The sequence below is a fragment of the Cloacibacterium rupense genome, from assembly GCF_014645495.1.
In the GTDB taxonomy this organism is placed as follows: domain Bacteria; phylum Bacteroidota; class Bacteroidia; order Flavobacteriales; family Weeksellaceae; genus Cloacibacterium; species Cloacibacterium rupense.
This window is the reverse complement of the sequence record NZ_BMLV01000001.1, coordinates 571,120-597,233: the sequence shown is the minus strand read 5'-3', so window position 1 is coordinate 597,233 and position 26,114 is coordinate 571,120. Positions and strand designations below refer to the sequence as shown.

Below are 26,114 nucleotides of genomic sequence, written 5' to 3'. Positions count from 1 at the left end.
TTAATAAAAAACCGTAGAATACAATTATTCTACGGTGTCAAATAAAATAGGTGTCCTATTTTGAAAAAAAACTATTCTTATTCAGATAAATCTTCTATTTTTAAGATTCCTGTGCGGTTGCAAGCTACTCTGAAGCGTTTATAATCTGTTTTACCTTCATATTGAAATTGCATAATAATGTTCAGGAGATATACTTTATTGCCTTTGATGGTGGTAATGTTATCTTGTTCGTCCAATTTATAAAGAGGTACTCTAGGGTTGTCCATTTTTTGGGTAAAACTGTTGATATATATTCTTAAAATATCATTAATACCAGAGATTATGTACTTGCTATTTTTTTCTAGTTTGTTTCTATCTATTCTTACTCTTTTTCTATAAAGTAGAATTTTCTCATCGTTTATTCTATTCTCTGCTTCTACCAATGGTGACCTGCTGCGGAGTTTATCTACCTCTGTAGGAACTTTATTTTCAGAAATAAAATCTGCACCTTCTTTACTCCAACCAATCGGTAAATCCTTAATACTCATATTAATCTTATTATCAAAAAACTTAGGCCCTAGTTTATGTGCAAAATAATAACGCATCAAATCCTTTATTCGGTCTTTTAGCATATAACTTACCACTAGTGCTGCAAATAATGGCATGGTGAAATTCCCAAATTTCTGTTGAAAAGAAAAGGCTATTGCCGTGGCGAAAATCATAGAAACTCCGGCAGCTATGCTATAGTAGATTTGTTCTACAAAAAAGCCATCTCTTTTCTGGTCAGATTTTAAATAGAGGTCACTTTCTATATATTTTTTTAGTATGCCTTGCCTATAGATTACTTCTTGGTTTTTTCTCTGACTTTCTTCTTCGGCTACTTGGTAGCCTTTTTCATTTTTATATTTTATTTCAGATTTAATCAAACCTTTTAATCGTTCAATTATTTCTAGGTGCTCGGGGTAATTGTTTTCTATAAAATAAGTAAGTCTGTAGGTGTGTTGGTCTATAATATTGCTCATAAATTCATCTCCAAAGAAAAAATAGTTCAATACTTTTTCAGTAACTGTAGGAGCATTGATGATGGTTCTCAGGCTTCTATATTTTTGGGTGATTTCTTCTATGTTTTTAATATAAGATTCACAGAGAAAAGGGGTGTCTTCTTTTAAGGTATTGCTGTAAATGTGTAGAATTTCATCTCTCATAGAACTTTTTAATATCGCCATAAACATCTTGATTTGATATTCATACTCGCGTTTATTAGTTCTAGTAGGGTCTGATGCCATGGTACGAAATGAGTTTTCGAGATTGGCCATCGGAGAGCATTCTTCTCCCATAATTTCTCTTAGCAGAAATCTAGGGGTAATGAGTCTTACATTAGATTTTACATCAATATAGAATTGCTTTTTGCTGTAGGTAAGAGAGTTGATATCTAAGCTATTGGGAATGTAGAGCCAAGTGTTAATGGCAAAGTCGTTAATCCTAGTCTTTCTTCTTACTACAAAACCTACTTTGAACTCTATAGAGAATTTATCGTGTATTTTAGCTTTTATATCAATCATTTTGTTTTCTTATTTATTTAAAAAAATAATCCGTTGGTGTATCCTAACCATTTTAAAACGGTTTCTCCCCAGAGTATAATCATTGCCCAACTCAATATCATCATTGTGATTCCAAATTTGAAACTATCTGTAATGCTATACTGATTGGTGGTGTAGAGCAGTGCTGCTGGCTTACTGTTAAATGGCAATACATACACATGTTCTATTAAAAGAGCCAATGGAAAGGCTAAACTCAATACCGGATACCCAAATCTATTGGCTATGCCTATGGCTATTGGTATAAATATCAAGGCACGCATGGTCTTAGATTGAAATAATAACGCACTGAAGAGCATAAGGCCTGTCAATACCAAATACAACACCCAAAATGGAGTAGAAGCACAAATTCCTAAATGGTTAAAGGTTACTTCTACCAATGTGGCTGGCAAACTGGTAGCTTCTAATCCCGCCCCTAAGGTATAGGCTCCTGCAGAAAATATCATCAAATGCCAAGGAATATCGATGTCATTCCATTTTACAACTCCTATCCCAGGGGTTAATGCTACTACTGCACCTATAAAGGCCACTACCGTTTGGTTGATGCCATGTTGCTTATCTGTTGCCCAAAGAATAAGTACACAGATAAAGATAGCAATGGCTTTGTATTCTTCACGGGTTACTTTTCCCATTTTTAAGTATTCTTCTCTCAAACTTTGCAATCCTCCTTCTATTTGTGGTTGGTCTTCACCTTTTTTTAAAGGGAACATTAATTTTGCTCCAACCAGCCAACCCAGTAATATTAGGATAATGGCTAACGGAAATGCTGCAATAAACCAATCTTGATAACTAAATAAGCTCCATCCCATAGCTCCGGCAATTAAAGATGCTGCTAGTAGATTAGCACCAGAACCCGTAAGAAAGCCTGAGGCACCGATGTTTATTTGAAAAAGATTTTGCAAAACTAAATTTCTACCAAAATTATTTCTGTGATTGCCACCAGTAGCTCCATAGATGGCTGCGATTACCATAAATATAGGCAGTAGAATAGTGGCTTTAGCAGTAGTGGCTGATATAAATGCTGAGAGAACCACGTTGATTACTAAGAAACTGAAGATAACCCAAAAAGAATTTTTACCAAATTTGATGACAAACCATAGCGCAAATCGTTTGGCTGCTTGTGTTTTTACCAACATACTTGCCAAAACAAATGATAGAATGTTTAGCCACATCACTGGGTGACCCAGCTGTGAAAATGCCTCTTTTTCTGTGGTTACCTGTGTCATTACAATCGCTAATATCACAAATAATGAAGTCAGGTAGTTAGGGATAGCTTCTGTAATCCATAAGATAATGGCTGCTACAAAAATGGCCAACATGGCATAGTTTATTTTTTCAAAACCTTCTGCGCCTAATTCTTTATATCTTGCTAGAGCATCTTTTCCTAGTACTTCTGGGTCTATTTTATTGAGAAAGGGAATGTCCAATACGAAATAAAGTAAAACAAAAGATAAAATTGCTATGGGGCCTCCCAATTTCATCATCCATTTTTCTACTCCTGTCTTTTCTATTTTTGGAAGTTTTTCTAGCTTATAGTTGTCCATATTTAATGGATTAAATTCTGAAGTGTGTTCCATTATTAAATTTTTAATTTAATTCGATACAAGTTTCCTGTTTTGTCACAGCCTATCCATGCTATTTTTTTGTTTCGATCTACACAGAGGCCTTCTGCTTTTCTCACCATAGGAATGTCTTGTTGTGCAATGATTTTTCCATTGAGCTTACAATGGGTGATTTTATATTGTTTGCTATCTATTATCCATAGGGTATTGTCTGTTTCATCATAAAAAATGTCTGACAAAAATGTGGCATATGGTAGGTCTAGAGAGATAATTTTTTTATTAACAGTAGAATATTTAAAAAGCCTGCAGGGTTCAGATTGATTGGCAATGTATAAGGTGTCTCTTCCGCAAGTTAATCCTTCTAAACCTCTATTGTAAGCAGCATTGGGTATGCTTATATTTACTATTTTGTTTAGTTTTTTTTCGTTTTTAGACAATTCATAAACAGACATGGTGTTTTCATCTGCCAGATAAATGGTGTTTTTACGAGAATCTATGGCAATGGCTTCGAAATCACCAAATTCATCAAAGGGCAGTTGCCTTTTGATTTTTCCCTCGAAATTTATTTCATAAATGCTTCCCTTGTCTGTAATGGCAAGCAATGCAGATTGGTCTTGATTGAAACTAAGGCCTGAGAGATTTTTCAGCCCCGTTTTGTATTCCTTCCAATCTTTTTCCGAAGGAGTATTTACAGCAGCTATGCTGTCCTCTTTTTGGGAATCGAGCGCGAGGACAGCCAAAGCTACTGCTAGTATGTTTTTGATTAAGACCACTTAGTATATGGGTTTTTCATCAACATAGAATTGTAATATTTCACATCACCAGTTACTTCTTCGCCTAGCCATTCAGGCTTTTCGAAAGATTCTTCTTCACTGCTTAGTTCTACTTCTGCTATAGTAAGTCCTTCGTTTTCACCATAGAACTCATCTACTTCATATGTATGTGGACCTGCTACTACGTGGTATCTGGTTTTGTCTATTACCCCAGGTTCACATATTTTTAAAAGTTCATTTACTTCTTCTACTGGGATTTCTTTTTCCCATTCGTATCTGCTAGCTCCAGACGCACTGCCTATGCCTTTTATGGTGATAAAGCCTTTATCTCCTTTTACACGCACTCTTACGGTACGTTCTGGTACAGAGGATAGGTAACCTTGTGTGATTCTTGTACTTTTGGTAGATAAAGCTTTATAATCACCTTTTACCAAAAACTTTCTTTCTATTTCTTGTGCCATTTTTTTATTATTTATTAGTTTGCTAATGGTTTGTTGATCATTCCGATGACTCTTTTGATGGCTTGAAGATAGTTGATATTTTCTACACCTTCTAATTTTACATCTACAATGGTTTTTTTAATGTCTTCTAGCTCAGTAGATTCTGAGTTGATGGTTACTATTTTTGCACCATTTACTAGTACATTGCCTACTTCGCAGATGGTATTATTCACCATGTACCCGAAACGTTGCTTATGCACTCTTACTGCAGCCAAATCAGGGTTGTTTTCTATCATACTGATGAATTCTTCATAAGTGTAAGTTTCTTGGGTTAATGCTGGCATTTCTACCATAAATGCAGGGAATACTTCATTTCTTAATACTTCTGCAGCTATAGGGAATTCTCCTTTCATTAGAGGGTTCCATTGTTCTAGTCCATCTACAGTTTGTACATAGGTCTTAATGTCCATTTTACCGTCTCTTATCTTGGTATTGTTTATGTCATTGGTTCTAGATAAAATGTAGATTTCATCACTACTTCTTTCCCATACTTTTTCAGGAACTGGTATAGATAATCTCGCCATTCTTTTGGCTGCTTCATCAAAGTTTTGTCCGAACGTACGGAACTCAAATCTAGGTTTTGAGATTGCACCAATCTCCATTTGTTCTTTACTCATCGTAATTTTTTATATAATTTGTTTATTTGTATTAGTTAGCATTGTTGTTAGATGCTGCTTTAGTTGGGTTAGCAAAGGTCACAAAAGTGCTAGAGGCATCAGGTTTTCTTCCATACGATTTTTTGCCAGATAAACTAATGCCGTTGAAGTCTAGAGATGTCACCAAAACACCAGATTTATCTTCTAGATATACCGCATCTCCAGAGGTACTTAACCCGAACGTTACCGTTTCACCATTATACTCTGTAGGGATAGATACAAAACCCTTAGATGGTATTTTGATATCTCCTAGAATTCTTTTAGGTTTTGCACCGTTTGAGGTTTTTATGCCGTCGTCGTAAAATGCATACCCGTTCAAGCTTACTTCTATATCAGAGTCATTGTAAACTTCTACCCAGTCTGGGTCAGTAGAATCTTTAGTACCATCTGCAAAGGCTTCATTGATAAACAATTTTACTACTGAAGACGCACCCACTTTATAGCTTACAGTAGCTGTAGGGGCTTTTGCAGGGTAATAAGTAGTCAGGTTGTTTTCATTGTTGGCTTCTACATAATATTGTACTGTAGTGTCTTTAGGATAAGCAGGAATGATACCTGAGTACATAAATTTTTCTGAAGTGGCAGGCATATCTACAGATTTAAAAGTACTTTCAGTTGAAGTTTTATAATATAATTTAACTGCTGTTACTCCTTTTAGGTCGGTTATTTTTGCCATTACAGTTACCGTTTCTGTAGAGTTGGGGGCTATAGGTGTGGCTGCTACACTTACTATTGTGGCTGGCCCTACATACATTTCATCTTCTACACAAGATTGCAGTCCTACTAGAGATAAGATGAATATTGAGAGTTGTAATAAATTTTTCATTGTTTAAGTTTTACTATTATTAAAAATCAATTTGAATTCTTGCGGCCACCATATGGAAGTCTACACCTGCTTTTCCGTCTGCTTCTACCACTTGCGAAGGGTCTTTGGTAGGGTTTCCGTTTACATCATGTCCTACAAAGAGTTTACCTTTTCCGTTGGCATATCTATCGTTGTTAGAATATTGATAATCTAAAGAGAATCTTACATTTTTAGAGGTGTAATAGTTAATTCCAAAAGTGTAGTTTTCTCCTGAGCCTCCCAAAACACCACCACTGTTTAGGTCCATATAATCATATCTAGCAGCCAATTCTATATCACCCCAGCTTCTTCCTCTTTTTACTTGATTGAATTTTGCGCCATTGTAATCATACTTTTGTTTTCCACCGAAAAGCAGATAACTGGCCATAACATATCCTCCGTGGAATTTCTTTACACTTTTGTTTACGTTAGCTGGAGCATCTTTTAGAATGTGTACATCGTCTTGTACATAGGCAGATTCAAATCTTAGTCCCTTGTAGTGTCCTGCAATTTCATAAGTAGAGTAGAGGCTGAAGTTTACATTCGGAATTACATCAGTATCTAGGTATTTTTTTCTGTTGATGCTGGTGGCATTTCTAGTGCTTATTCTTACACCTCCATATTCACCTGGGTCTACGTCTGTAGAAGGTTTACGTCTAGAAACAGCTGCTCCTAGATGTAAACTAGCATCAGAACTTTTGTATAAAGGTTGGAAAACCACTTTTGCGGTATGTGCCAATCCTTCTTTTCTGCCATAATCTTTGTTGTTGTCTTCTACATAAGTTCTGGTTTCTGAATCTTCTACAGCATGGAAGAATACTCCATAAGAAGCAAAAATCCATTTCTTTTGGTATTTAGCATTTACCCCCACACTACGGTTTGGCCCTAGATTATTGGCCACCATAGGTCTTTCCATTAATGGTTGATATCTAGATGAGGTGTTTCTAGTCAGTTGGAAATTTTCTTTGAAGTTACCCGCTTGTAATTCCCAGTCATTGAAGCCTGTGTATCTTACAATAGCATCTTTCAGTTCTAAAACGCCATTAGCAAAATTGACATCTACTTCACCATACCATTCTGGGGTTACTTGCCCTTTTACAGCGAAACGTGCTCTTCTGATGCTGGCACCGTCTCCTATTGGGTCATAATCTTTGTCTTGACCGAAAAAAGTAGCCGCATCTACGTGTACACGGATGTCAAACCATAATTTGTAATTAGAATCTTTAGATTCCATGACTAGAATTCCATTTCTTTCTTCGGTCTGAAGTGGTTTTCTGTCAACTTTTATTCCGTATTGGTCATACCTTACAGAATCTTTTTCGTTTTGGGCGTAGGCGGTCAAGGACAAGCCTAAGCATGCCATAGAAAGTATTAACTTTTTCATGGTAAGTTATTGTTTAAGTTTTAAATTGTTTTTAGATAATTAATCAGGTTTTGTTCGTGAGAAAGTCCTAGTTTGCTCCGCAATCTGTACCGGGCTATTTCTACACTTTTAGGTGAAATGTTGGTGAGTGATGATATGTGTTTTGTAGAGAATCCTAGCCTTAGTAAGGTGACCAATCTTTTGTCGTTTTCCGTAAGGTGAGGGTGGTGCTCTGTAAGCCGTATGTTAAAATCTTTGTGTAGGTTTTCTATTTGAGTATAAAAATGTTCTATTTCTTGTGAGAAGTTCATTTTCTGAAAAACCTCTCTTTCTAGTTCATCTAACTTTTTATTTTTTTCTTCAGGGAGGTCTATGCTTTTTAAGTTTTTTAATTTTTGGTGTATTTTTTCTAAAAATGCTTTTTGCTCGGTAATGTTGAGGGCAATATTGGTAAGTTCTTTTCTTTTGAGCTCTAGTTTTGTATTGAGTTTGTCATTTTCTAGCAAAATGGTTTTTACCTCCATCGCAGAAAGTGATTTTTGGTTTTCAAATAAGTTCTCTTGATGTTTCAAAACTTCTTTTTGAGCCTTCAGTTTTAGTTTATTTTCTTTTGCTAAATAAAATATTACACCTACCAAAAGAATAATAATGCTCACCAAAAAGAGTGGGGTAGCGATGTTGATGATGTTATAATCATCTCCATTGTTGATATTGCTTTCTTGAGAAATATATTGTTTACTGATGAGGTGCAAGGTAAAATAGGAAATAAAAAATGCCAAAGATGGAGCGAGTACAAATACGATCATCCAACGGGCTATTTTTTTTATTTCTATTTGTATATTTTGTTTGGTAAGAGCATTTCCCAATACTGCTGCCATTATAATCTGTGGAAAAGATAGAGGAATAACCAATAGTGGAGTGCTGAAAAGTAGAATCACCAAATTAGAAACACTGATAACGACAAGGGTAGTTTCCGTACTAGCATTGGCGTTGGCTTGTGCCAAATGTTTTACATTGTTTTGGGTTTTGTAAAAAGTAAACAGTACAATAAGCAATACAGCTGCCAAATAAATAAAGTAATCTTTACTCATGGGCAAGGTGTCTAACGCAAATTGATAATTAGTCTTAATGCTTTTAATCAATAAGATAAGCATTCCTCCATTGTTGATTCCTATCAATAATGCCAATACTATTGCATTCAGATAGATGCCAATCTTAAGATATTGGTTGAGTTTTAAATAGTGTAAATTAGTGTTGACAATGTATTTTTTATAAAACAAAGTCACAAAGTAGGACAATGCAATGGTTATTAACGGAGCAATGGTCCAGACTATACTGTTTTTTACAAGGTATCCCCAGTCTATAGTTCCTGTGTTATAGTATTGCCAACCTACCAAAGAGCCTACTAATGCATAGATTACTGAACTTAATTTGCTTATTTTATAGGTCAATAATACTGCGAAAAATGCTGAAAAAGCTAAGGTCAATGAAATAATGGGCGATGAAATCTCTATAGCTTCTCCTTGACTACTACAGGTCAATAGGCCTCCCAAAATTAGACCTCCCATACTTATGCCTATTATTTGGGACGCATTAAAGTATCGAGTAGAAAAGAGTCCACTGAAACTGAATGCATAGTCTGAAGTACTCAGCCACCATCCAAAAAATAGAGAAATTAATATGAGAGAGAGTACCAGCATTAGATTCCTCTTTTAATTGACATGATTAATAGTTGGTCTGCTGCTTTCTCTGCCGCATCAGATAGATTTTCGATGTGCAATGCAAAATATCTTAAATGGAATTTTTCACTCAACTTTAAAGTATTAAAGTCATGAAATACTCTTCTCTTTAAATTCTGCGCTTGTTTATCGGTTTCTTTTTCATAGAAATACACTCTATGTATTTTTTCGTTCAGATTCTCAGGGTTTTTAAAATATGATTTTGCTGCTGGTATTAGATTTTCTACCGCCATGGTAGACAGCTCTGTAAGTCTTACAAAATCTGCGTACAATTCTGCAGGTACATAAGGCCTTTCAATTTCAAATTGAAATAAGCTACTTTCTAATATATCTACTATGTCATCCATATTTTCTATCAATCTTATAATATCACCACGTACTCTGGCAAGTGAAGTTAGACTGTAGATATTGCTTTCTATTTTATGCCTTAGGTTGTCTGCCTCGTTTTCTAATGCAGACATGCTCTCAAGATTGGTGTTGAATTGTTCTGTATGGTTATAGAGATAATTTTTAGTTCCTTCTTTAAAGACAATTAAAGCTTGATCAATCACATCAAAAAAATGATTAATGTTGTTAATCGTGTCATTGGTTTGTTTAAATTTAAACATCTCTTTTGTTTTTTTAAGAAACTGTTAACGGTTTCATTTCTACAGAGACAAATTTAAACTTGTAGACCATTATTAAGTGTTTTTCAAAATATGAGTTATGTCAGTTGTTTTTTTGTAGATTTTTTATTTTTTGTAAATATTTGTAAATTAATATTTTATAAAATTTATGTAGTGTAACTTGCTTGTTTGTTATGCTAATAATCATTATGCCGTAGAGTTATTGTTTAGCAATTTTATGTTTATAAAATGACTTTTTAGGACTTTTTTACCTTAATATCTGTTCTATATTTTAACCATTTTTAACACATAGAATTGCGTTGACTCTATTTGTCTGTTTTTTTCTTTAAAAAAAACTCTACCAATGTTTTCACAGAGGTAGTCCTTGGGAGTATACATAGATATTATTCCTTAGCTTATGCTATTTATTCTTTTACATTATTTTTTAAATGAGAATGCTCTTTCTGTCTTATTTTTTTTTGTAAAGGGTAAAAAAAATCTCCACTGCAATTCAAAGTGGAGATTTGTAAGGTGTTATATTTCAATTTCTATTTTTTGATGATGGCATTCAATACTTCATCTTTATCTAGTTTTTTGGTGCAGAAGAACCAATCTTTACAATCTAGATGCTCCTTGTCTTCCATTCTTTCTTTGGCTACGCCACAAGAACCAGCGGTAGGTACAATCACATCATCACCAGGTCTCCAGTCTGCCGGACAAGCAATGTCGAAATTATCAGCTGTTTGTAGGGCGATTAATGTTCTGTAGATTTCATCAAAATTTCTTCCTACACTTAGTGGATAATATAAGATGGTTCTTATCGTTCCTTTAGGGTCAACAAAAAACACGGCTCTTACTGCTTTTGTGCTGCTTTCTCCCTCCATAATCATTCCGTATTTTTTAGAAACTTCCATCGTAATGTCTTCTATCAAAGGAAACTTAACTTCTATGTCTTTCATTCCCTTGTATTCTATTTTTTCTTTAATGGTTCTTAACCATGCGATATGGCTGTATAAACCATCTACAGAAAGTCCTAGCAATTCACAGTTGGCCTCATTGAACTGCTTTTCCATGTGGGCGAAAGTCATAAACTCAGAAGTACACACCGGTGTGAAATCTGCGGGGTGACTAAAGAATACTACCCATTTCCCTGCATAATCTTTTGGGAAATTGATGGTTCCTTGCGTAGTGATGGCTGTAAATTCTGGGGCTTGGTCCCCAATTCTTGGCATAAAGGTCTGATTCTCCATTTTTATTTAATATTTATTGTTAAGTTTATAGTACAAAAGTCTCAGAATAAATCATTTTAAAAAGTAACTCTTGTTTCTTTGTTTGTAAAAAGATTTTCGTATATTATAGATGTGATAGATGAAGTTTCTTTTTGTTATTTGTTTCGTCTATTGATATAGATAATTATGTTACTTTTGTTGTCGTATTTTTGCAATAAATACACTAAGTTTGTAGAATTAAGAAAACCAATACACACGATGAAAGAATTTTGGAACGACCGCTATGCGGAAAAAGAATTTGTCTATGGCACATTGCCCAACAAATTTCTTCAACAATCCATCAATGAATTGCCCCAAGGAAAAGTACTTTTTGCAGCAGAAGGCGAGGGTAGAAATGCCGTTTTTGCTGCTAAAAAAGGTTATGTTGTTTCTGCATTTGATATTAGTGAATCTGCCAAAAACAAAGCCGAAGCTCTAGCACAAGAACAGCAAGTAACCATAGATTACTTGGTAGGCGATGTTTTTGATTTGGGATATCCCGAACAATCTTTTGATGGTTTGGTGCTTATTTTCGCACACTTTCCAGCGGCTGAGCGCACTGCCATTCATGCTCATTTGCTTTCCCTATTAAAACCTGGAGGCGTTATTATTTTTGAAGCTTTTAGCAAAGAGCAATTGAACTATTCTTCTGGTGGACCGAAAGAAGCGGAAATGCTTTTTTCTTTAGAAGAGATTCAGAAAAACTTTCCTGGTGTCGCTTTTAAATTTATTGGTCAAAGCATTATTCACTTAGACGAAGGTCCTTACCATCAAGGTGAAGGCTCTGTCATCCGTTTTGTAGCCCGTAAGAACTAAAAATAAAACGCAAGCAATATCATCGCTTGCGTTTCTCATTTCTACTTTTTTTATCTCTTTTCCAACTGCCGTTTCAATTCAAAATTTTAGATTTACAATCACCCATCACCCATCACCCATCATCCATCAATCAACTATCATTCATCATTCATCACTCATCACTCATCACTCATCACTCATCACTCATCTCTTTAGCACTTCATCTAAAAACATCAATGTATGTTGCCAAGCTCTCTTAGCCATTACGGGGTTATAATCTTTAGATTCTGGGTTAGTAAAAGTATGTTTAGAATAGGCATAAGTATAGATTTGCCAATCTGCCTTACCTTCATTCATTTCTTTGATGAGGGCATTCACCATTTCTTGTGGCACACTTTGGTCTTCGGCAGGGTGTTCTATTAAAATTTTAGTATTTAAAGTGCCATTAGGTCTCGAAGCATCTTTACCCAAACCACCGTGAATGCTGATAACACCTGCAACTGGTAACTGAGCTCTAGCGGCTTCTAATGCGCCAGTTCCCCCGAAACAATACCCAATGACTGCCACTTTATCAGCACCTGCTTTTTTCAGTTGCTCTAGTGCTAGTGCTATTCTCTTTTGGTAAGCCTGATAATCTTGTTTGTATTGTCCTGCAATTTTAGCAGCTGCTCCATTGTCTGTTGGCACATTTCCTTCACCGTAAATATCGGCAATAAATGCAATATAGCCAGCTTTTTCTAGGTCTAGGGCAGCTTGTTTGGCTTCGTTGTCTATTCCTTTCCAAGCGGGGAGTATCAACACGCCTTGTAGCTTTTTTCCTGCGTTAGACGTCACCAAACCATTTAGTTTTTGGGTGCCATCAGCATAAGAAACAGGTTTTAGTTGTTGTGCAGATACGCTCATCAGAGCAAGAGTAAGAAATCCAATAGAGAATAATTGTTTCATTTTCATTTATTTTTATTGTTGAAAATTAAGCATTTATTTTAACATAATATTCTTATTGTTAAGAGATAAAATAAAACGTTTTGATAGATGACTAGTAATTTCATCATCAACTATTATAACTTCTGCTGTATATTTGTACCCAAAATTTTACTATGTCAAGAATTCTCATCATAGACGACGAAGAAAAAATCAGAACACTGCTTTCTAGAATTATCGCTTTAGAAGGGTTTGAAGTTTTTCAGGCTTCGGATTTGAAAAGTGGTCTCAGAAAATTAGAAATTTCTGATATTGATGTATTGCTTTGTGATGTGAAATTACCAGATGGCAATGGCGTAGAGTTTTCTAAATTGGTCAAAGGAAAATTTCCCACCATAGAAATTATTTTGTTAACAGCATTTGGCAATATACCAGATGGGGTACAAGCCATTAAAAACGGAGCTTTTGATTATATCACCAAAGGTGATGATAACAATAAAATCATTCCTTTAGTATACAAAGCTTCAGAGAAAGTAGCACTTAATAAAAGAGTTCTTCAACTAGAAAAACAATTGGGAGATAAGCTTTCTTTTGACCACATCATTGGCAAGTCTAAACTCATAAAATCTGCAAAAGAGGCTGCCCAAAAAGTAGCAACCACAGATGCTACAGTATTGCTTACAGGTGAAACAGGAACAGGTAAAGAAGTCTTTGCACAAGCGATTCATAATGCCAGCCAAAGAAACCATCAGAATTTTATTGCGGTTAATTGCTCTGCATTCAGCAAAGAATTATTAGAAAACGAATTGTTTGGTCACAAAGCGGGTGCTTTTACAGGTGCTCTCAAGGAAACCAAAGGTATTTTTGAGGAAGCCAATAACGGTACGGTTTTTTTAGATGAAATAGGGGAAATGCCTCTGGATTTGCAAGCCAAACTTTTGCGTGTTTTAGAGTCTGGCGAATTCTTAAAAGTGGGAGACAACAAACCCATAAAAGTCAATGTAAGAATTATAGCCGCTACCAATAGAGATTTGCAAAAAGAAATTATAGCTGGTCATTTCAGAGAAGATTTGTATTATAGAATCAATATTTTCAATATTTCTTTGCCAGCACTCAGAGATAGGATAGTAGACATAGAAGAATTGGCACTGTATTTTCTTAAAAAGTTTGCTCATAGTACCAGTAAAAAAATAAAAGGTATTTCCGAAGATTATCTAGAATCTCTAAAAGTGCATTCTTGGAAAGGGAACATTCGTGAACTGAGAAATGTGATTGAAAGAAGCGTAATTCTCTCTGATGGTGATACCTTAAACGCTGATTCTCTCCCTTTAGATTTCGAAAAAGTTCAAAGTAAAGAACCTAAAATCTTATCCGCTTTCGAATTGGCAAGTGCAGAAAAAATTCATATCCAAAAAGTTTTGAATTATACCAACGGTAACAAAACCGAAACCGCCAGATTGCTCAATATTGCTCTTACTACGCTTTACCGAAAGCTAGAAGAATATCAATTAAAATAGTAACCCTTTCATTTCGATAGTATAGACCCTTTCATTTTGAAAGGGTTTTGTTTTATAGCATAGGGTGATTTTTGTTTTATTGTGTTGAATTACAGTGTTTTGAGTGTATTTCTTTCTTTTTGGAATTAGAATTGAGAAGGTTATGGCAAATAAATATAGATAAAAATGCAAAACCTTAGTAAAAAACAAACCTATAGTTCTTGGAAATCTTGGCACTTATTGGCTGCCTATTTCGGGACTTTAATCACTGCCACATTAATCATTAAAAACTTTTTTTAATCCTATGACTGCCACACTTACTCTACTAGGAATAGTACTCTTTGTAATTTTCTTTTTAACCATCAAATTCTTCGAAAAAGTATGATACTCTTATTTTTTATCGCCTTAGCCGCATTTTTCTACATGACTTATGTGCTTATCAAACCAGAAAAATTTTAGAATAGTTTAATAATAATGTAAATAATTACCATGAATAGTTTAAAACAAAGCCTTACAGAAATCTTGATCTATGCAGCAATATTACTGCTTCTATGCACGGTATTTTCATTGAGTAAATTATTGTTTTCCCCATTTTAATAACCCATACAATGAATACAGAAATTTTAGGAATCATTTTTACATTTGCCATCACCGTCTCTCTAGCAATACCTTTGGGTAGATATTTTGGCAAAATATTCAGCAATGAAAAGACTTGGCTGGATAAAATTTTAAACCCAGTTGATCGACTTTTTTATAGACTCTCAGGCATAGACCCTGAAAAAGAAATGAATTGGAAACAACATTTGGTGGCACTTCTTACCATCAATATGGTTTGGTTTCTCATCGCCATGTTCGTATTAACCAACATGGGTTGGCTTCCTCTAAATCCGGATAAAAATCCTTCAATGAGCGGAGATTTAGCTTTTAACACTGCCGTTAGTTTTATTACCAATACCAATTTGCAACATTATTCTGGCGAGACTGGAATGTCTTATTTAGGGCAATTATCCCTTATGCTATGGCAGTTTATTTCTGCAGGATGCGGAATGGCCATTGCAGCTGTTGTTTTTATGGCCATGAAAGAAAGAACTACCGATAAATTGGGTAATTTCTACTTCTTTTTCGTGAGAAGTTGCACCAGAATTTTATTACCAATAGCAATAGTAGTAGCTACTTTATTAGCTTTTAATGGTGTTCCCATGACTTTCGAAGGCAAAGATGCAATCACCAATCTTCAGGGTGATAATGTTGAAGTCAGCCGTGGCCCTGTAGCTGCTTATGTAGCCATCAAACATTTAGGAACCAATGGTGGAGGTTTTTTTGGGCCTAATTCTGCCCATCCTTTTGAAAACCCTAATTACATCACCAATTTTATAGAAATCGTTACCCAAATGCTCATTCCATTGGCAATGGTTTTTGCAATGGGATACATCATAAAAAGAAGAAAATTAGCATGGACAGTTTTCGGAGTCATGACGGTTGGTTTTCTTCTATTGACAATACCTACAGTGATTGCTGAAGTTAATGGAAACCCAGCCATTTCCAATATGGGAATTTCACAAACTATGGGAAATATGGAAGGTAAAGAACTACGTTTTGGTTCTGCAGCATCAGCATATTGGAGTATTGCTACCACCGTTATTTCTACAGGAAGTATCAATGCTATGCACGACAGTTTCATGCCTATAAGCGGGATGAACCAAATGTTGGGAATGATGGTAAATGCATTTTATGGTGGTGTAGGAGTAGGTTTTCTCAACTTCTATATCTTCATTATTCTGGCAGTTTTCATCAGCGGATTAATGGTGGGTAGAACACCAGAATTTCTTGGTAAAAAAATAGAAGCCAAAGAAATGAAAATTGCGATGATGATTGCATTGCTACATCCATTCCTCATTCTTACAGGAACTGCCATTGCCAGTTATACTTATGCTCAAAATCCTGAAACTTATGCCAGTTGGCTTAATAATCCTGGCTTCCACGGCTTCAGCGAAATGTTGTACGAATTTACTTCTTCTAGTGCTAATAACGGTAGTGGTTTCGAAGGCTTGGGAGACAATACCCCATTCTGGAATATCGCCTGCGGAATGGTAATGTTGATGGCGAGATATTTACCTATCATAGGCCCAGTGGCCATTGCAGGAAGTTTGGCTGCCAAAAAATACATCCCAGAAAGTGCAGGAACTTTAAAAACAGATAACGTTACTTTCGGATTGTTGGTTTTTGCTGTCATTGCCATCGTTGCGGCTTTGTCTTTCTTCCCAGCTTTAGCTTTAGGACCTATTGCAGAATATTTTAGTCTCTGAGAAATGCAAGTGAATATTATTAAAACTTCTAACTTTTTACAGCTCACTTATAACGAATAAAAAAATGAAAAATAACAATCAAAATAAATTGTTTCAACCAGAATTAATAAATGAAGCTTTGAAACAATCTTTCATCAAGCTACATCCAGCCAAAATGATTCTCAACCCTGTAATGTTTATGGTTTGGGTAGGTACTTTAGTAATGGCGGGCGTTTGTGTCTGGATTGCTTTGGGAGAAAGTAGCCAAGGAAGTTTGGTGTACAACCTTATCGTAACCTTCATTCTTTTTCTTACCCTTTTATTTGCCAATTTTGCGGAAGCTATTGCCGAAGCCAGAGGAAAAGCGCAGGCAGATTCTCTAAGAAAAACCAGAGAAGAGACCCCAGCCAAATGGATCAATCCTATGGGTGAATTAACGTTGAATGAAGTAACCTTAATTTCTTCTAGTCAATTGAAAAAAGGAGATATCTTTATCTGCGAACCAGGAGACATCATCCCAACAGACGGCGAAATTATAGAAGGTTTGGCAACTATTGACGAAAGTGCCATCACCGGAGAAAGTGCGCCTGTAATCCGTGAAGCTGGTGGAGATAAAAGCAGCGTAACTGGCGGAACCAAAGTCTTGTCAGATTTTATCAAAGTAAAAGTAACTACAGAACCTGGCGAAAGTTTCTTAGATAAAATGATTGCTTTGGTAGAAGGCGCTTCCAGACAAAAAACACCCAATGAAATTGCACTGACTATACTTTTGGCAGGATTTACCTTGGTATTTATCATTGTGACAATCACCCTGAAACCTTTCGGAGATTACGCTCAAACCCCCATTACCATTGCAGCATTTATTTCGCTTTTTGTTTGTTTGATTCCTACTACCATTGGTGGACTTTTATCTGCCATCGGAATTGCTGGTATGGATAGAGCTTTGCGCGCCAACGTGATTACCAAAAGTGGTAAAGCCGTAGAAACAGCTGGTGACGTAGATGTACTTTTACTAGACAAAACAGGTACCATTACCATCGGGAACAGAAAAGCAACCCATTTTCATTTGGCCAACGGAGTAGAAGAACGCCATTTTATAAAATCTGTGGTACTGAGCTCCATGGCTGACGAAACACCTGAAGGTAAATCTATTATAGAATTAGCAGCTGTAAATCCATTGAATTATGATGTCAATAATGCTGAATACATCAACTTCACCGCAGAAACCAGATGCTCTGGAATTAATGTAGATAATACCAGAATTAGAAAGGGAGCTTCAGATGCCATCAAAAAAATTGTTGAAAGAGCAGGGAATCATTTTCCTGTTGAAATAGATGATGTTGTAAAATCTATTTCTAGTAATGGTGGAACTCCTTTGGTGGTTTCAGAAAACGAAAAAGTTCTTGGAGTGGTAGAATTACAAGACATCATCAAAACAGGCATTCAGGAGCGTTTTGAACGTTTGAGAAAAATGGGAATTAAAACCGTGATGGTGACGGGTGATAATCCATTGACCGCAAAATATATTGCAGAAAAAGCCGGAGTAGATGATTTCATCGCAGAAGCCAAACCAGAAGATAAGATGAACTACATCAAAAAAGAACAATCTGAAGGCCGATTGGTAGCCATGATGGGTGACGGAACCAATGATGCACCTGCTTTGGCTCAGGCAGATGTAGGCGTAGCCATGAACAGCGGTACACAAGCGGCCAAAGAAGCGGGCAATATGGTGGACTTAGACAATGACCCAACCAAATTAATTGAAGTGGTGGAAATCGGTAAGCAATTGCTAATGACCAGAGGTACCTTAACCACATTCAGTATAGCCAATGACGTAGCGAAATATTTTGCCATTGTTCCAGCGCTTTTTATTACCTCTATTCCAGCGTTACAAGGTTTGAATATCATGAAATTACATTCGCCAGAAACTGCCATTCTTTCAGCGGTAATTTTTAATGCCATTATCATCCCTATGTTGATACCATTGGCCTTGAAAGGGGTAGCGTACAAACCTATTGGTGCCAGCGCTTTGCTCAGAAGAAACCTTTTAATTTACGGTTTAGGTGGTGTTTTAATTCCATTCATCGGTATCAAAATAATAGACTTAATCGTAGCCATTTTTATGTAGTGAAAAGATAGAAGATAGAAATCAGAAAGCAGAAATAAAAAGTAAAAGAAAAAATGTAAATGTTTTTTTTGCCTTCCAACTTCCAACTTCCATCTTCCATCTTCCATCTTCTAACCTTAACCTCAACCTCAAAAATTATGAAACAAAATATTTTACCCGCCATCAGACTCACAGCAGTCAGTGTGCTTATATTCTCTGGGTTTTATACCTTGATGATTTTCGGAATTGCACAATTTTCTCCTAATCATGGAAAAGGAGAAGTCATTACCGAAAACAACCATAAATACTATGAAAATATCGGTCAAAAATTTGACCAAGACCAATATTTCTGGTCAAGACCATCTGCAGTAGATTACAATTCAGCAGGTGCAGCTGGGAGCAACAAAGGTCCATCAAATCCAGATTATCTGAAAACAGTGGAAGAAAGAATCAATCATTTCTTAAAACACAATCCAGAAGTTAAAAAATCTGAAATTCCTTCAGATTTAGTTACCGCCAGCGGAAGCGGATTAGACCCTAATATATCAGTGAAAGCTGCCTCTATTCAAATAAAAAGAATTGCCAAAATCAGAAATATCAATGAGAGTAAAATTCAACAAATCATTGTTGAAAATACAGAAAAACCGCTTTTTGGATTTTTCGGAACTGAAAAAATCAATGTTTTGAAACTCAATCTTGCGCTTCAACAATTAAAATAATATATTTATCATATTTATCAATAAAATTAATGAAAACCTTAAAAAACAAATCATTACTAGCTCTTATTGCTTTAGGAACTGCACCCTTTTTTTTCTCACAAGAAAAAGAAAATAATCCTCTGAAAATATCAGGATATGCTGAGGTGTACTATCAATATGATTTCAATAACCCAGTAAATAATACAAGACCTGGATTGGTTTACAGTCACAACAGAAATAACGAGGTCAACCTTAATCTAGGACTCATCAAAGCCAATTACGAAACCGAAAGGCTAAGAGCTAATCTTGCTTTGGCAGCAGGCACGTACATGAATGCCAATTACGCAGCAGAACCTGGCGTATTAAAAAACATCTACGAAGCTAATGTAGGAGTCAAAATCTCTTCTTCTAAAAACCTTTGGGTAGATGCCGGAGTTTTACCCTCTCATATTGGTTTCGAAAGTGCCATCAGCAAAGATTGTTTTACCTTAACAAGAAGCATGCTGGCAGACAATTCTCCATATTATGAAGCTGGTGCTAAGATTTCTTACACCAGCGACAGCGGAAAATGGTTTGTGAGTGGACTGGTTCTTAACGGTTGGCAGAGAATACAAAGAGTAGAGGGCAATTCTACCCTAGGTTTTGGGCATCAATTAACTTATAAACCGAATGATAAAATTACCTTGAATAGCAGTTCTTTCATAGGAAATGATAAACCAGATGCACAAAAACAAATGAGGTATTTTCATAATTTGTATGGCGTTTTTCAGTTGAATCCTAAGTGGTCTTTGATAGCAGGTTTTGATATAGGGGCAGAACAAAAAGCCAAAGGTAGCGAACAATACAATGTGTGGTATTCACCTGTAGTTATCGCAAAATACAGCCCAATAGAAAAGTTGTCTTTTGCAGCAAGAGGAGAGTATTACCAAGACAAAAATGGGGTCATTGTAGCCACAGGTACTCCTAATGGTTTTCAAACTTTTGGTTATTCTCTGAATGCTGATTATCAGATTTTACCCAATCTGGTTTGGCGAACAGAAGTGAAAAACCTCAACAGCAAAGATGCCATTTTCTTGAATAGAGAGATGAATGCCCAACAAAACAATTTTTCGGCACTTACATCTTTAGCCGTTAGTTTTTAAGAAGTCGGAAGTCGGAAGTCGGACATAAAAATTAAACTTCCATCTTCCATCTTCCATCTTCCATCAATCATCAATCATCAATCATCAATCACCCACCTATGACAACCAGCCAAGACTTCTTACAATTGATTAAAAAATCAAGGCGCGGAAAATTTAAAATCTACATCGGAATGAGCGCAGGTGTAGGCAAAACCTACCGTATGTTGCAAGAGGCACATGCGCTTCTAGAAAGCGGCATAGATGTAAAAATAGGTTATATAGAAACGCACAATCGCAAAGAAACTCAGGCGTTGATAGAAGGTTTGCCTTTAATCCCTAGAAGAAAACTCTTTTATAAAGGCAAAGAATTAGAAGAATTAGATGTACAAGCGGTCATCAACCTTCGTCCAGAAGTGGTGATTGTAGATGAATTGGCACATACCAATATCGAAGGCAGCAAGAACCAAAAACGTTGGCAAGATGTGATAGATATTTTAGAGGCTGGCATTAATGTGATAAGTGCAGTAAACATTCAACATATCGAAAGTTTAAACGAAGAAGTAAAAGAAATTACCAATATCGAGGTTAAAGAGCGCATTCCAGATAGTGTATTGGCACAAGCTGATGAGGTGGTGAATATCGACCTTACCGCAGACGAACTCATCAAAAGATTAAAAGATGGTAAAATCTATGATGCAGCCAAAATAAATGCAGCGCTCAATAATTTCTTTAAAAATGATAATATTCTTCAACTCAGAGAGTTGGCGCTGAAAGAGGTAGCGTCTCAAGTGCAAAGAAAAGTAGAAACCGAAGTTTCGCAGATAAAAAACATCAGAAAAGAAAGGTTTTTAGCCTGCATCAGTTCCAATGAAGCGGTAGCCAGAAAAGTGATTAGAAAGACCGCACGTTTGGCCAATTATTACAGCAGTCAGTGGTATCTTTTGTATGTGCAACTCCCTAGGGAAAGTCCAGACAAAATTCCACTCGATAAACAGAGGCACCTTATCAATAATTTTAAATTGGCCACAGAATTGGGGGCAGAAATTATTAAAATAGAAGGAGATAATGTTACCAAAGCCATTATGGAGCAATGCGAAGAGCGAAAAATTAGCACCGTTTGCATCGGGAAACCTCATCTCAACCTTTGGAAAATTATTCTGGCTACAGATACCTTCAATTCACTGCTCAATAGATTGTCTAAAGAAAATATAGATTTGGTGATTTTAAGTTAGAGGGAAGTTAGAAGTGGGAAGTCAAATGTTTGCTGAAAAATAGTTAAATTTACTTTTTAGAATTCATCTCTTATTTATTAATTACCACTTCTTACTGCGTACTCCAAAATCCTTTGATATGAAAATAAAAACAAAACTTAATGCAGGAGTAGGATTGCTCTTTTTAATGATTATTCTCTTGTCTGTTCTAGGCGGTTGGTACATCAATAAACTAAAAAAAGATACCAATAATATTTTGGTGGCCAACTACAATACCCTAGAGTATTCTAGAAGTATGTTGCTCTCGCTAGAAGATGTTCCTTCGCAAGCTAACTCTTTTTTGGCTTTTGAAAAACACCTCCTCAATCAACAAAAAAATATCACAGAACCTGGCGAAAAAGAGATTACAGACAGCATCTCAGCCCATTTCAATAACTTAAAGGCTAATCCTACAGACCATCTTTTGCAATCCAAAATCAGAAAAGACATCACCGAATTGATGGAACTGAATATGAATGCCATAGAGCACAAAAGCAAGGTGGCCAACGCAACCGCAGACAATGCCATTGTCGTAATTTCTGCAGCGGGTATGTTGTGTTTTCTCATTGCATTTATTTTGTTGGTTAATCTGCCTTCTAACATTGCAGACCCCATCAAGATTTTAACAGACAGCATCAGACAAATTGCCAATCAGAATTACAAAGAAAGAGTGCATTTTGAAAGCCATAGCGAATTTGGTGACTTGGCGCAATCTTTTAACGTGATGGCAGAAAAACTACAAGAATATTCCGAAAGCAAACTCGATAAAATCTTACAAGGCAAAAAAAGAATAGAAACCTTGATTGATAAAATGAACAATCCCGTAGTAGGAATAGACGAAGAAAACAGAGTTCTTTTTGTAAATGATGAAGCCATTAAAATTATTGGAATAAAAAAAGAAATTCTCATTGGTAAGTTAATTCAAGACATCGCAGTAACCAATGATTTGGTAAGAGAAATCATCAGAGATATGATTCAGCCTGAACTCAAAAAAGAGCATTCTGAACCTATGAAAATCTATTCTGATGGCAAAGAATCTTATTTCGAAAAAGAAATTGTAGACATCAACATCATCCCAACGGGCGAGAGAAATCCTCAGTTCATTGGCAAGGTGATTATTCTTAAAAACATTACCCCTTTCAAAGAGTTAGACATCGCAAAAACCAATTTCATGGGTACCGTTTCTCATGAGTTCAAAACGCCTATTTCTTCCATCAAAATGGGCTTGCATTTGTTAGAAAATCCACAAATTGGAACATTAAATGACGAACAAAAGCATTTGATAGAAGGTATCAGAGAAGATGCCAATAGATTGCTCAATATTACAGGAGAACTACTTAATATGACCCAACTAGAAAGCGGAATTATGCAACTCCAAATAAAACCTGCGGATGTAGATGCCATCATTCACAATGCCATAGATGCCAATAAATCTGCGGCAGAACAAAAACAAATTACCATTAAAGTAAATAAAGATATAGCAGTGGATAAAGTATTGGCAGACAGTGAAAAAACAACTTGGGTACTTAATAATCTTTTGTCTAATGCCATTAGATATTCTTATGAAAATGCAGCAGTACACATCAGTGTAGAACAGGCAGAACAAGGCATTAAATTCTCTGTGCAAGATTTTGGGAAGGGTATAGAAGAACAATATCACGAAAAAATATTTGAACGCTATTTCAGAATTCCGGGCTCAAAAAAAGAAGGCACGGGCTTAGGTCTCAGCATCGGCAAAGAACTTATAGAAGCCCAAGGTGGTCTACTCACCATCGAGAGTGAATTGGGCAAGGGAAGTACCTTTTCTTTTGTTTTAAAAAAGGCATAAGCTTTTTTTAATATTCTATTTCAAGACCATTATGCTAAGAGATAAAAAACCAAAAAGGCACTTATGATTTTCATAAGCGCCTTTTGTATTAAATTGAAAATAGAATACCGATAACGGCCTTATTTTATCTTTTGTTGAGAAACCAAATAGTTGACCAAATTTTTGGCATAGCTTCTAGCGCCAGAGGCTACAGAGCTGGGGTTGGTTATTTCTGACTGACCTTTCCAGACCATTGCTTCTTCTGGGTTATTGCCTTCTTTTGCGTCAAATAGATTAGACTCTAGTACAAAGTTTTGGTTGGTAGAATAATACCCAGGGGTATTGATGACCTCATAACTTCTATACACATACCTTCCGTATCTGAAATATCTAGGGATGTAGGTGGGCTCGCTCATATTATATTCGCTAGACTCATAGTTGTTGATGATACAACTGGTTAATACCGCAGTAGGATGATATGATTTTACTTTTTCCTCTATCTGGGCTTCACTCATTTTTGATAAATCGATATTCGGTGGAAAGATGGTAAGTCCTGTTACATAACTTTTGTTAGGGAGTTTTTCCTTCAGTGCAGCCACTATTTCGTTTTCTAGTGATTGCCTTACCTGTAGATTGTTGCTGATGGCCATTACCAAAATCTTATCTTGTACAGGAGCGGTGTAATTGGGCTTATCCCAAGTGCTCATCATCTGTGGAGCGCAAGACACCATCAGAATGACAAAAATGCTGAGTTGTATGAGTCTTTTCATGACATATAATGGTTTGTATTTTTATTTTACTGCTTTTCTTATAGTTCTGGCCAGCATCATTTTGCTTTTGTTAATAGGTCTATGGGTACTTGGGCTATTTATATTTGGTTTTTAATCATTGATAAATATTAGATGCTGGTTTTATAGAATACAGTGGGTGGGTTATGTTTATAGTTTTCTATTGAAGACAGTCTTACCTTCTTTGATGGTTTGTAACACTAAAATGTCTTTCAAGGTCATAGGGTCTACTTTTAAAGGGTTTTTGTCTAGAATCACCAAGTCGCCTAGTTTGCCTACTTTCAATGAGCCTTTTTTGTTTTCTTCAAATAATTGATATGCTCCCCAAATGGTGATTGATTTTAATGCTTGATATGGGGTTAGTCTTTCCTCAGCACCAATTACAGCTCCGCTTCTTGATACTCGGTTCACGGTGGTATGCATTATCATCATCAGGTTAGGCAATGCTACTGGTGCATCGGTATGGCTGGTTACGTGTACGCCTTTGTCTATACAAGTTTTAATAGGGCTAATGTGCATCGCTGCTTCCTCACCAATGATTTTTTTGTACCAATCTCCCCAGTAGAAGGTATGCATTGGGAATAAAGAGGCAATGAGGTCGTATTTTTTCAAGCTATCTATCTGGTTCATTCTTATTAACTGACCATGAATTAGCACGTTACGTCTGTCTTTGTTGCCATATTTTTTTACAGCTGGGGCTAAGGCTTTCAGCCATTGGTCTAAAGCAGCATCTCCATTACAGTGTGCTTCCATTTGCCAATTATTTTTAAATGCCATATCTACTATTCTTGCAACCTCTTTATCATCAGGAATGGCAGGGTAGCCTCTATAATCTTTTGGCTGTCCATCTGGTGGTAGAATATAAGGTATGGTTCTCCATGCGGTTCTTCCTTGTGGTGAACCATCCAAGGTTAATTTAATACCAGCAATACGGTAATGGTTTTTGTAATCTTTGCTATACCATTCACTAGAAAAAAACTGAGGATACGTATAATCTATATAAGAATTGACATCTATTGGCATTTTACCACGTTTGGCATAGTCTGCCAGTTGCAAATGATTGTCCATGGCACGCCCTTCTTGTGCTGTAGTATAGCCATAGCTCGTTGCCAATTCAAAACCTTTTTCTAGGTAGTAATCTGCCATTTCTGTAGTACTAGGAGTAAGGGTTTTCAGCATGTAAGGTATACTTGCCAGTTCTTCTAATACTCCGTTAGGTTCTTGGCTGCCAGCCACTCTTCGGATTAAACCACCTTTAGGGTCTTTGGTGTCTTTGGTGATTTTTAGCAATTCAAGCCCCTTGGAGTTCACCACACTAAAATGCCCAGAAATATGCACTATCATCACTGGAACATCTTTAGAAACTTGGTCTAAGTCATCCTTGGTAGGAAAGCGGTTTTCTTTTAGCGCAGCATCATCAAAGCCCATTCCAACAATCCAACCATTGGTCTTATCAACTCCATTTTTGGTGTGCCAATCTTTTAATTCAGCAATTAACTCAGGAATAGAGTTGCATTTTCCGTCTGGCGAAGCCAATAAATTTCCGGTAACTGCTTGTGAACCAAAACTACTAAAATGGGCATGCCCATCTACAAAGCCTGGTACTAAGGTTTTGCCTTCTAGGTCAATTTTTGTGGCATCAGCAAACTGCTTCTCGGCGTCTGATTTTGCACCTACAAATGCTATTTTACCATCTTTTATCACCACGGCTTCTGCATAGCTTGGCTCATCGCCTTCTACGGTGATGATGTCGCCCCCATAATATAGCGTGGTAGATTTACCATCTGCTGTGGCTATAGGGGTGTTGCTTCCTTCAGTACTGCTTTTTGAGTTTTTGTTGCAACTTATGATACTTGCTGCAATAATCAATGTTGCAACAATTAATTTTAATTTTTTCATTAGTTCATTTGTTTATTTGTTTTTTTTTTCAGTAAAATTACAAAAGCTAATATAGGCAAA

Annotated in this window: 22 protein-coding genes; 9 read left to right on the top strand and 13 right to left on the bottom strand. The window is 36.1% G+C overall.

What is annotated here, in order from left to right:
* Positions 1 to 77 precede the first annotated feature (77 nt).
* The 10 genes from IEW40_RS02595 to IEW40_RS02550 all read right to left on the bottom strand — a co-directional run bounded on the left by IEW40_RS02595 (position 78) and on the right by IEW40_RS02550 (position 10,869).
* The gene (locus tag IEW40_RS02595; RefSeq protein WP_188616520.1) at positions 78 to 1,541 is read right to left on the bottom strand and encodes a hypothetical protein; all 1,464 of its coding nucleotides are present in this window, start codon (positions 1,539 to 1,541) and stop codon (positions 78 to 80) included.
* 17 nt (positions 1,542 to 1,558) lie between these two features.
* Positions 1,559 to 3,154, bottom strand: a complete 1,596-nt coding sequence (locus IEW40_RS02590) for an SLC13 family permease (RefSeq protein WP_188616519.1) — start codon at positions 3,152 to 3,154, stop codon at positions 1,559 to 1,561.
* A 2-nt stretch (positions 3,155 to 3,156) separates the two neighbouring features.
* On the bottom strand, positions 3,157 to 3,912 hold the full coding sequence (locus IEW40_RS02585) for an SdiA-regulated domain-containing protein (RefSeq protein WP_188616518.1): 756 nt from the start codon (positions 3,910 to 3,912) through the stop codon (positions 3,157 to 3,159).
* Positions 3,903 to 4,373 carry a CYTH domain-containing protein gene (locus IEW40_RS02580; RefSeq protein ID WP_188616517.1) on the bottom strand — a complete coding sequence of 157 codons (471 nt, stop codon included), beginning with the start codon at positions 4,371 to 4,373 and terminating at the stop codon, positions 3,903 to 3,905. The genes IEW40_RS02585 and IEW40_RS02580 overlap by 10 nt, the downstream gene beginning before the upstream one ends.
* Before the next feature lie 14 nt (positions 4,374 to 4,387).
* Entirely contained in the window at positions 4,388 to 5,029 is a 642-nt protein-coding gene (locus IEW40_RS02575; protein ID WP_188616516.1) for a hypothetical protein, read from the bottom strand.
* Positions 5,030 to 5,060: 31 nt separating this feature from the next.
* A complete protein-coding gene (locus IEW40_RS02570) occupies positions 5,061 to 5,894 on the bottom strand; it encodes a lamin tail domain-containing protein (protein WP_188616515.1) in 834 nt (277 codons plus the stop codon).
* A gap of 19 nt (positions 5,895 to 5,913) precedes the next feature.
* A complete protein-coding gene (locus IEW40_RS02565) occupies positions 5,914 to 7,296 on the bottom strand; it encodes an OprO/OprP family phosphate-selective porin (RefSeq protein ID WP_188616514.1) in 1,383 nt (460 codons plus the stop codon).
* 20 nt (positions 7,297 to 7,316) lie between these two features.
* Entirely contained in the window at positions 7,317 to 8,975 is a 1,659-nt protein-coding gene (locus IEW40_RS02560; protein WP_188616513.1) for a LuxR C-terminal-related transcriptional regulator, read from the bottom strand.
* Complete coding sequence (locus IEW40_RS02555) at positions 8,975 to 9,622, bottom strand: DUF47 domain-containing protein (RefSeq protein ID WP_188616512.1); 648 nt, start codon at positions 9,620 to 9,622, stop codon at positions 8,975 to 8,977. The genes IEW40_RS02560 and IEW40_RS02555 overlap by 1 nt, the downstream gene beginning before the upstream one ends.
* Positions 9,623 to 10,167: 545 nt before the next feature.
* Positions 10,168 to 10,869, bottom strand: a complete 702-nt coding sequence (locus tag IEW40_RS02550; protein WP_188616511.1) for a peroxiredoxin — start codon at positions 10,867 to 10,869, stop codon at positions 10,168 to 10,170.
* A 237-nt stretch (positions 10,870 to 11,106) separates the two neighbouring features.
* Here IEW40_RS02550 and IEW40_RS02545 point away from each other — a divergent pair, with 237 nt between their 5' ends.
* Complete coding sequence (locus IEW40_RS02545; protein WP_188616510.1) at positions 11,107 to 11,703, top strand: class I SAM-dependent methyltransferase; 597 nt, start codon at positions 11,107 to 11,109, stop codon at positions 11,701 to 11,703.
* A gap of 183 nt (positions 11,704 to 11,886) precedes the next feature.
* On the opposite strand, the gene IEW40_RS02540 is transcribed toward IEW40_RS02545, so the two are convergent.
* A complete protein-coding gene (locus tag IEW40_RS02540) occupies positions 11,887 to 12,627 on the bottom strand; it encodes a dienelactone hydrolase family protein (RefSeq protein ID WP_188616509.1) in 741 nt (246 codons plus the stop codon).
* A gap of 152 nt (positions 12,628 to 12,779) precedes the next feature.
* On the opposite strand from IEW40_RS02540, the gene IEW40_RS02535 reads away from it, so the two are divergent.
* The 8 genes from IEW40_RS02535 (at position 12,780) to IEW40_RS02500 (ending at position 23,388) form a co-directional block, all read left to right on the top strand.
* Complete coding sequence (locus tag IEW40_RS02535; protein ID WP_188616508.1) at positions 12,780 to 14,120, top strand: sigma-54-dependent transcriptional regulator; 1,341 nt, start codon at positions 12,780 to 12,782, stop codon at positions 14,118 to 14,120.
* A 360-nt stretch (positions 14,121 to 14,480) separates the two neighbouring features.
* Positions 14,481 to 14,558, top strand: coding sequence for a potassium-transporting ATPase subunit F (locus tag IEW40_RS14250; protein WP_188616790.1), 78 nt, complete (start codon positions 14,481 to 14,483; stop codon positions 14,556 to 14,558).
* Between the two features lie 149 nt (positions 14,559 to 14,707).
* Positions 14,708 to 16,405, top strand: coding sequence for a potassium-transporting ATPase subunit KdpA (gene kdpA, locus IEW40_RS02525; protein WP_188616507.1), 1,698 nt, complete (start codon positions 14,708 to 14,710; stop codon positions 16,403 to 16,405).
* A gap of 64 nt (positions 16,406 to 16,469) precedes the next feature.
* On the top strand, positions 16,470 to 18,512 hold the full coding sequence (gene kdpB, locus IEW40_RS02520; protein ID WP_188616506.1) for a potassium-transporting ATPase subunit KdpB: 2,043 nt from the start codon (positions 16,470 to 16,472) through the stop codon (positions 18,510 to 18,512).
* A gap of 137 nt (positions 18,513 to 18,649) precedes the next feature.
* Entirely contained in the window at positions 18,650 to 19,210 is a 561-nt protein-coding gene (locus tag IEW40_RS02515) for a K(+)-transporting ATPase subunit C (protein ID WP_188616505.1), read from the top strand.
* A gap of 29 nt (positions 19,211 to 19,239) precedes the next feature.
* Positions 19,240 to 20,331, top strand: a complete 1,092-nt coding sequence (locus IEW40_RS02510) for a porin (RefSeq protein WP_188616504.1) — start codon at positions 19,240 to 19,242, stop codon at positions 20,329 to 20,331.
* 98 nt (positions 20,332 to 20,429) lie between these two features.
* The gene (locus IEW40_RS02505; protein WP_188616503.1) at positions 20,430 to 21,542 is read left to right on the top strand and encodes a sensor protein KdpD; all 1,113 of its coding nucleotides are present in this window, start codon (positions 20,430 to 20,432) and stop codon (positions 21,540 to 21,542) included.
* A gap of 118 nt (positions 21,543 to 21,660) precedes the next feature.
* Positions 21,661 to 23,388: a HAMP domain-containing sensor histidine kinase gene (locus tag IEW40_RS02500; RefSeq protein ID WP_188616502.1), complete on the top strand. Its 1,728-nt coding sequence runs from the start codon at positions 21,661 to 21,663 to the stop codon at positions 23,386 to 23,388.
* A gap of 119 nt (positions 23,389 to 23,507) precedes the next feature.
* Here IEW40_RS02500 and IEW40_RS02495 read toward each other — a convergent pair whose 3' ends face one another.
* Both IEW40_RS02495 and IEW40_RS02490 read right to left on the bottom strand, forming a co-directional pair.
* On the bottom strand, positions 23,508 to 24,137 hold the full coding sequence (locus tag IEW40_RS02495) for a hypothetical protein (RefSeq protein ID WP_188616501.1): 630 nt from the start codon (positions 24,135 to 24,137) through the stop codon (positions 23,508 to 23,510).
* 168 nt (positions 24,138 to 24,305) lie between these two features.
* A complete protein-coding gene (locus IEW40_RS02490; protein ID WP_188616500.1) occupies positions 24,306 to 26,054 on the bottom strand; it encodes an amidohydrolase in 1,749 nt (582 codons plus the stop codon).
* Between the last annotated feature and the right edge of the window lie 60 nt (positions 26,055 to 26,114).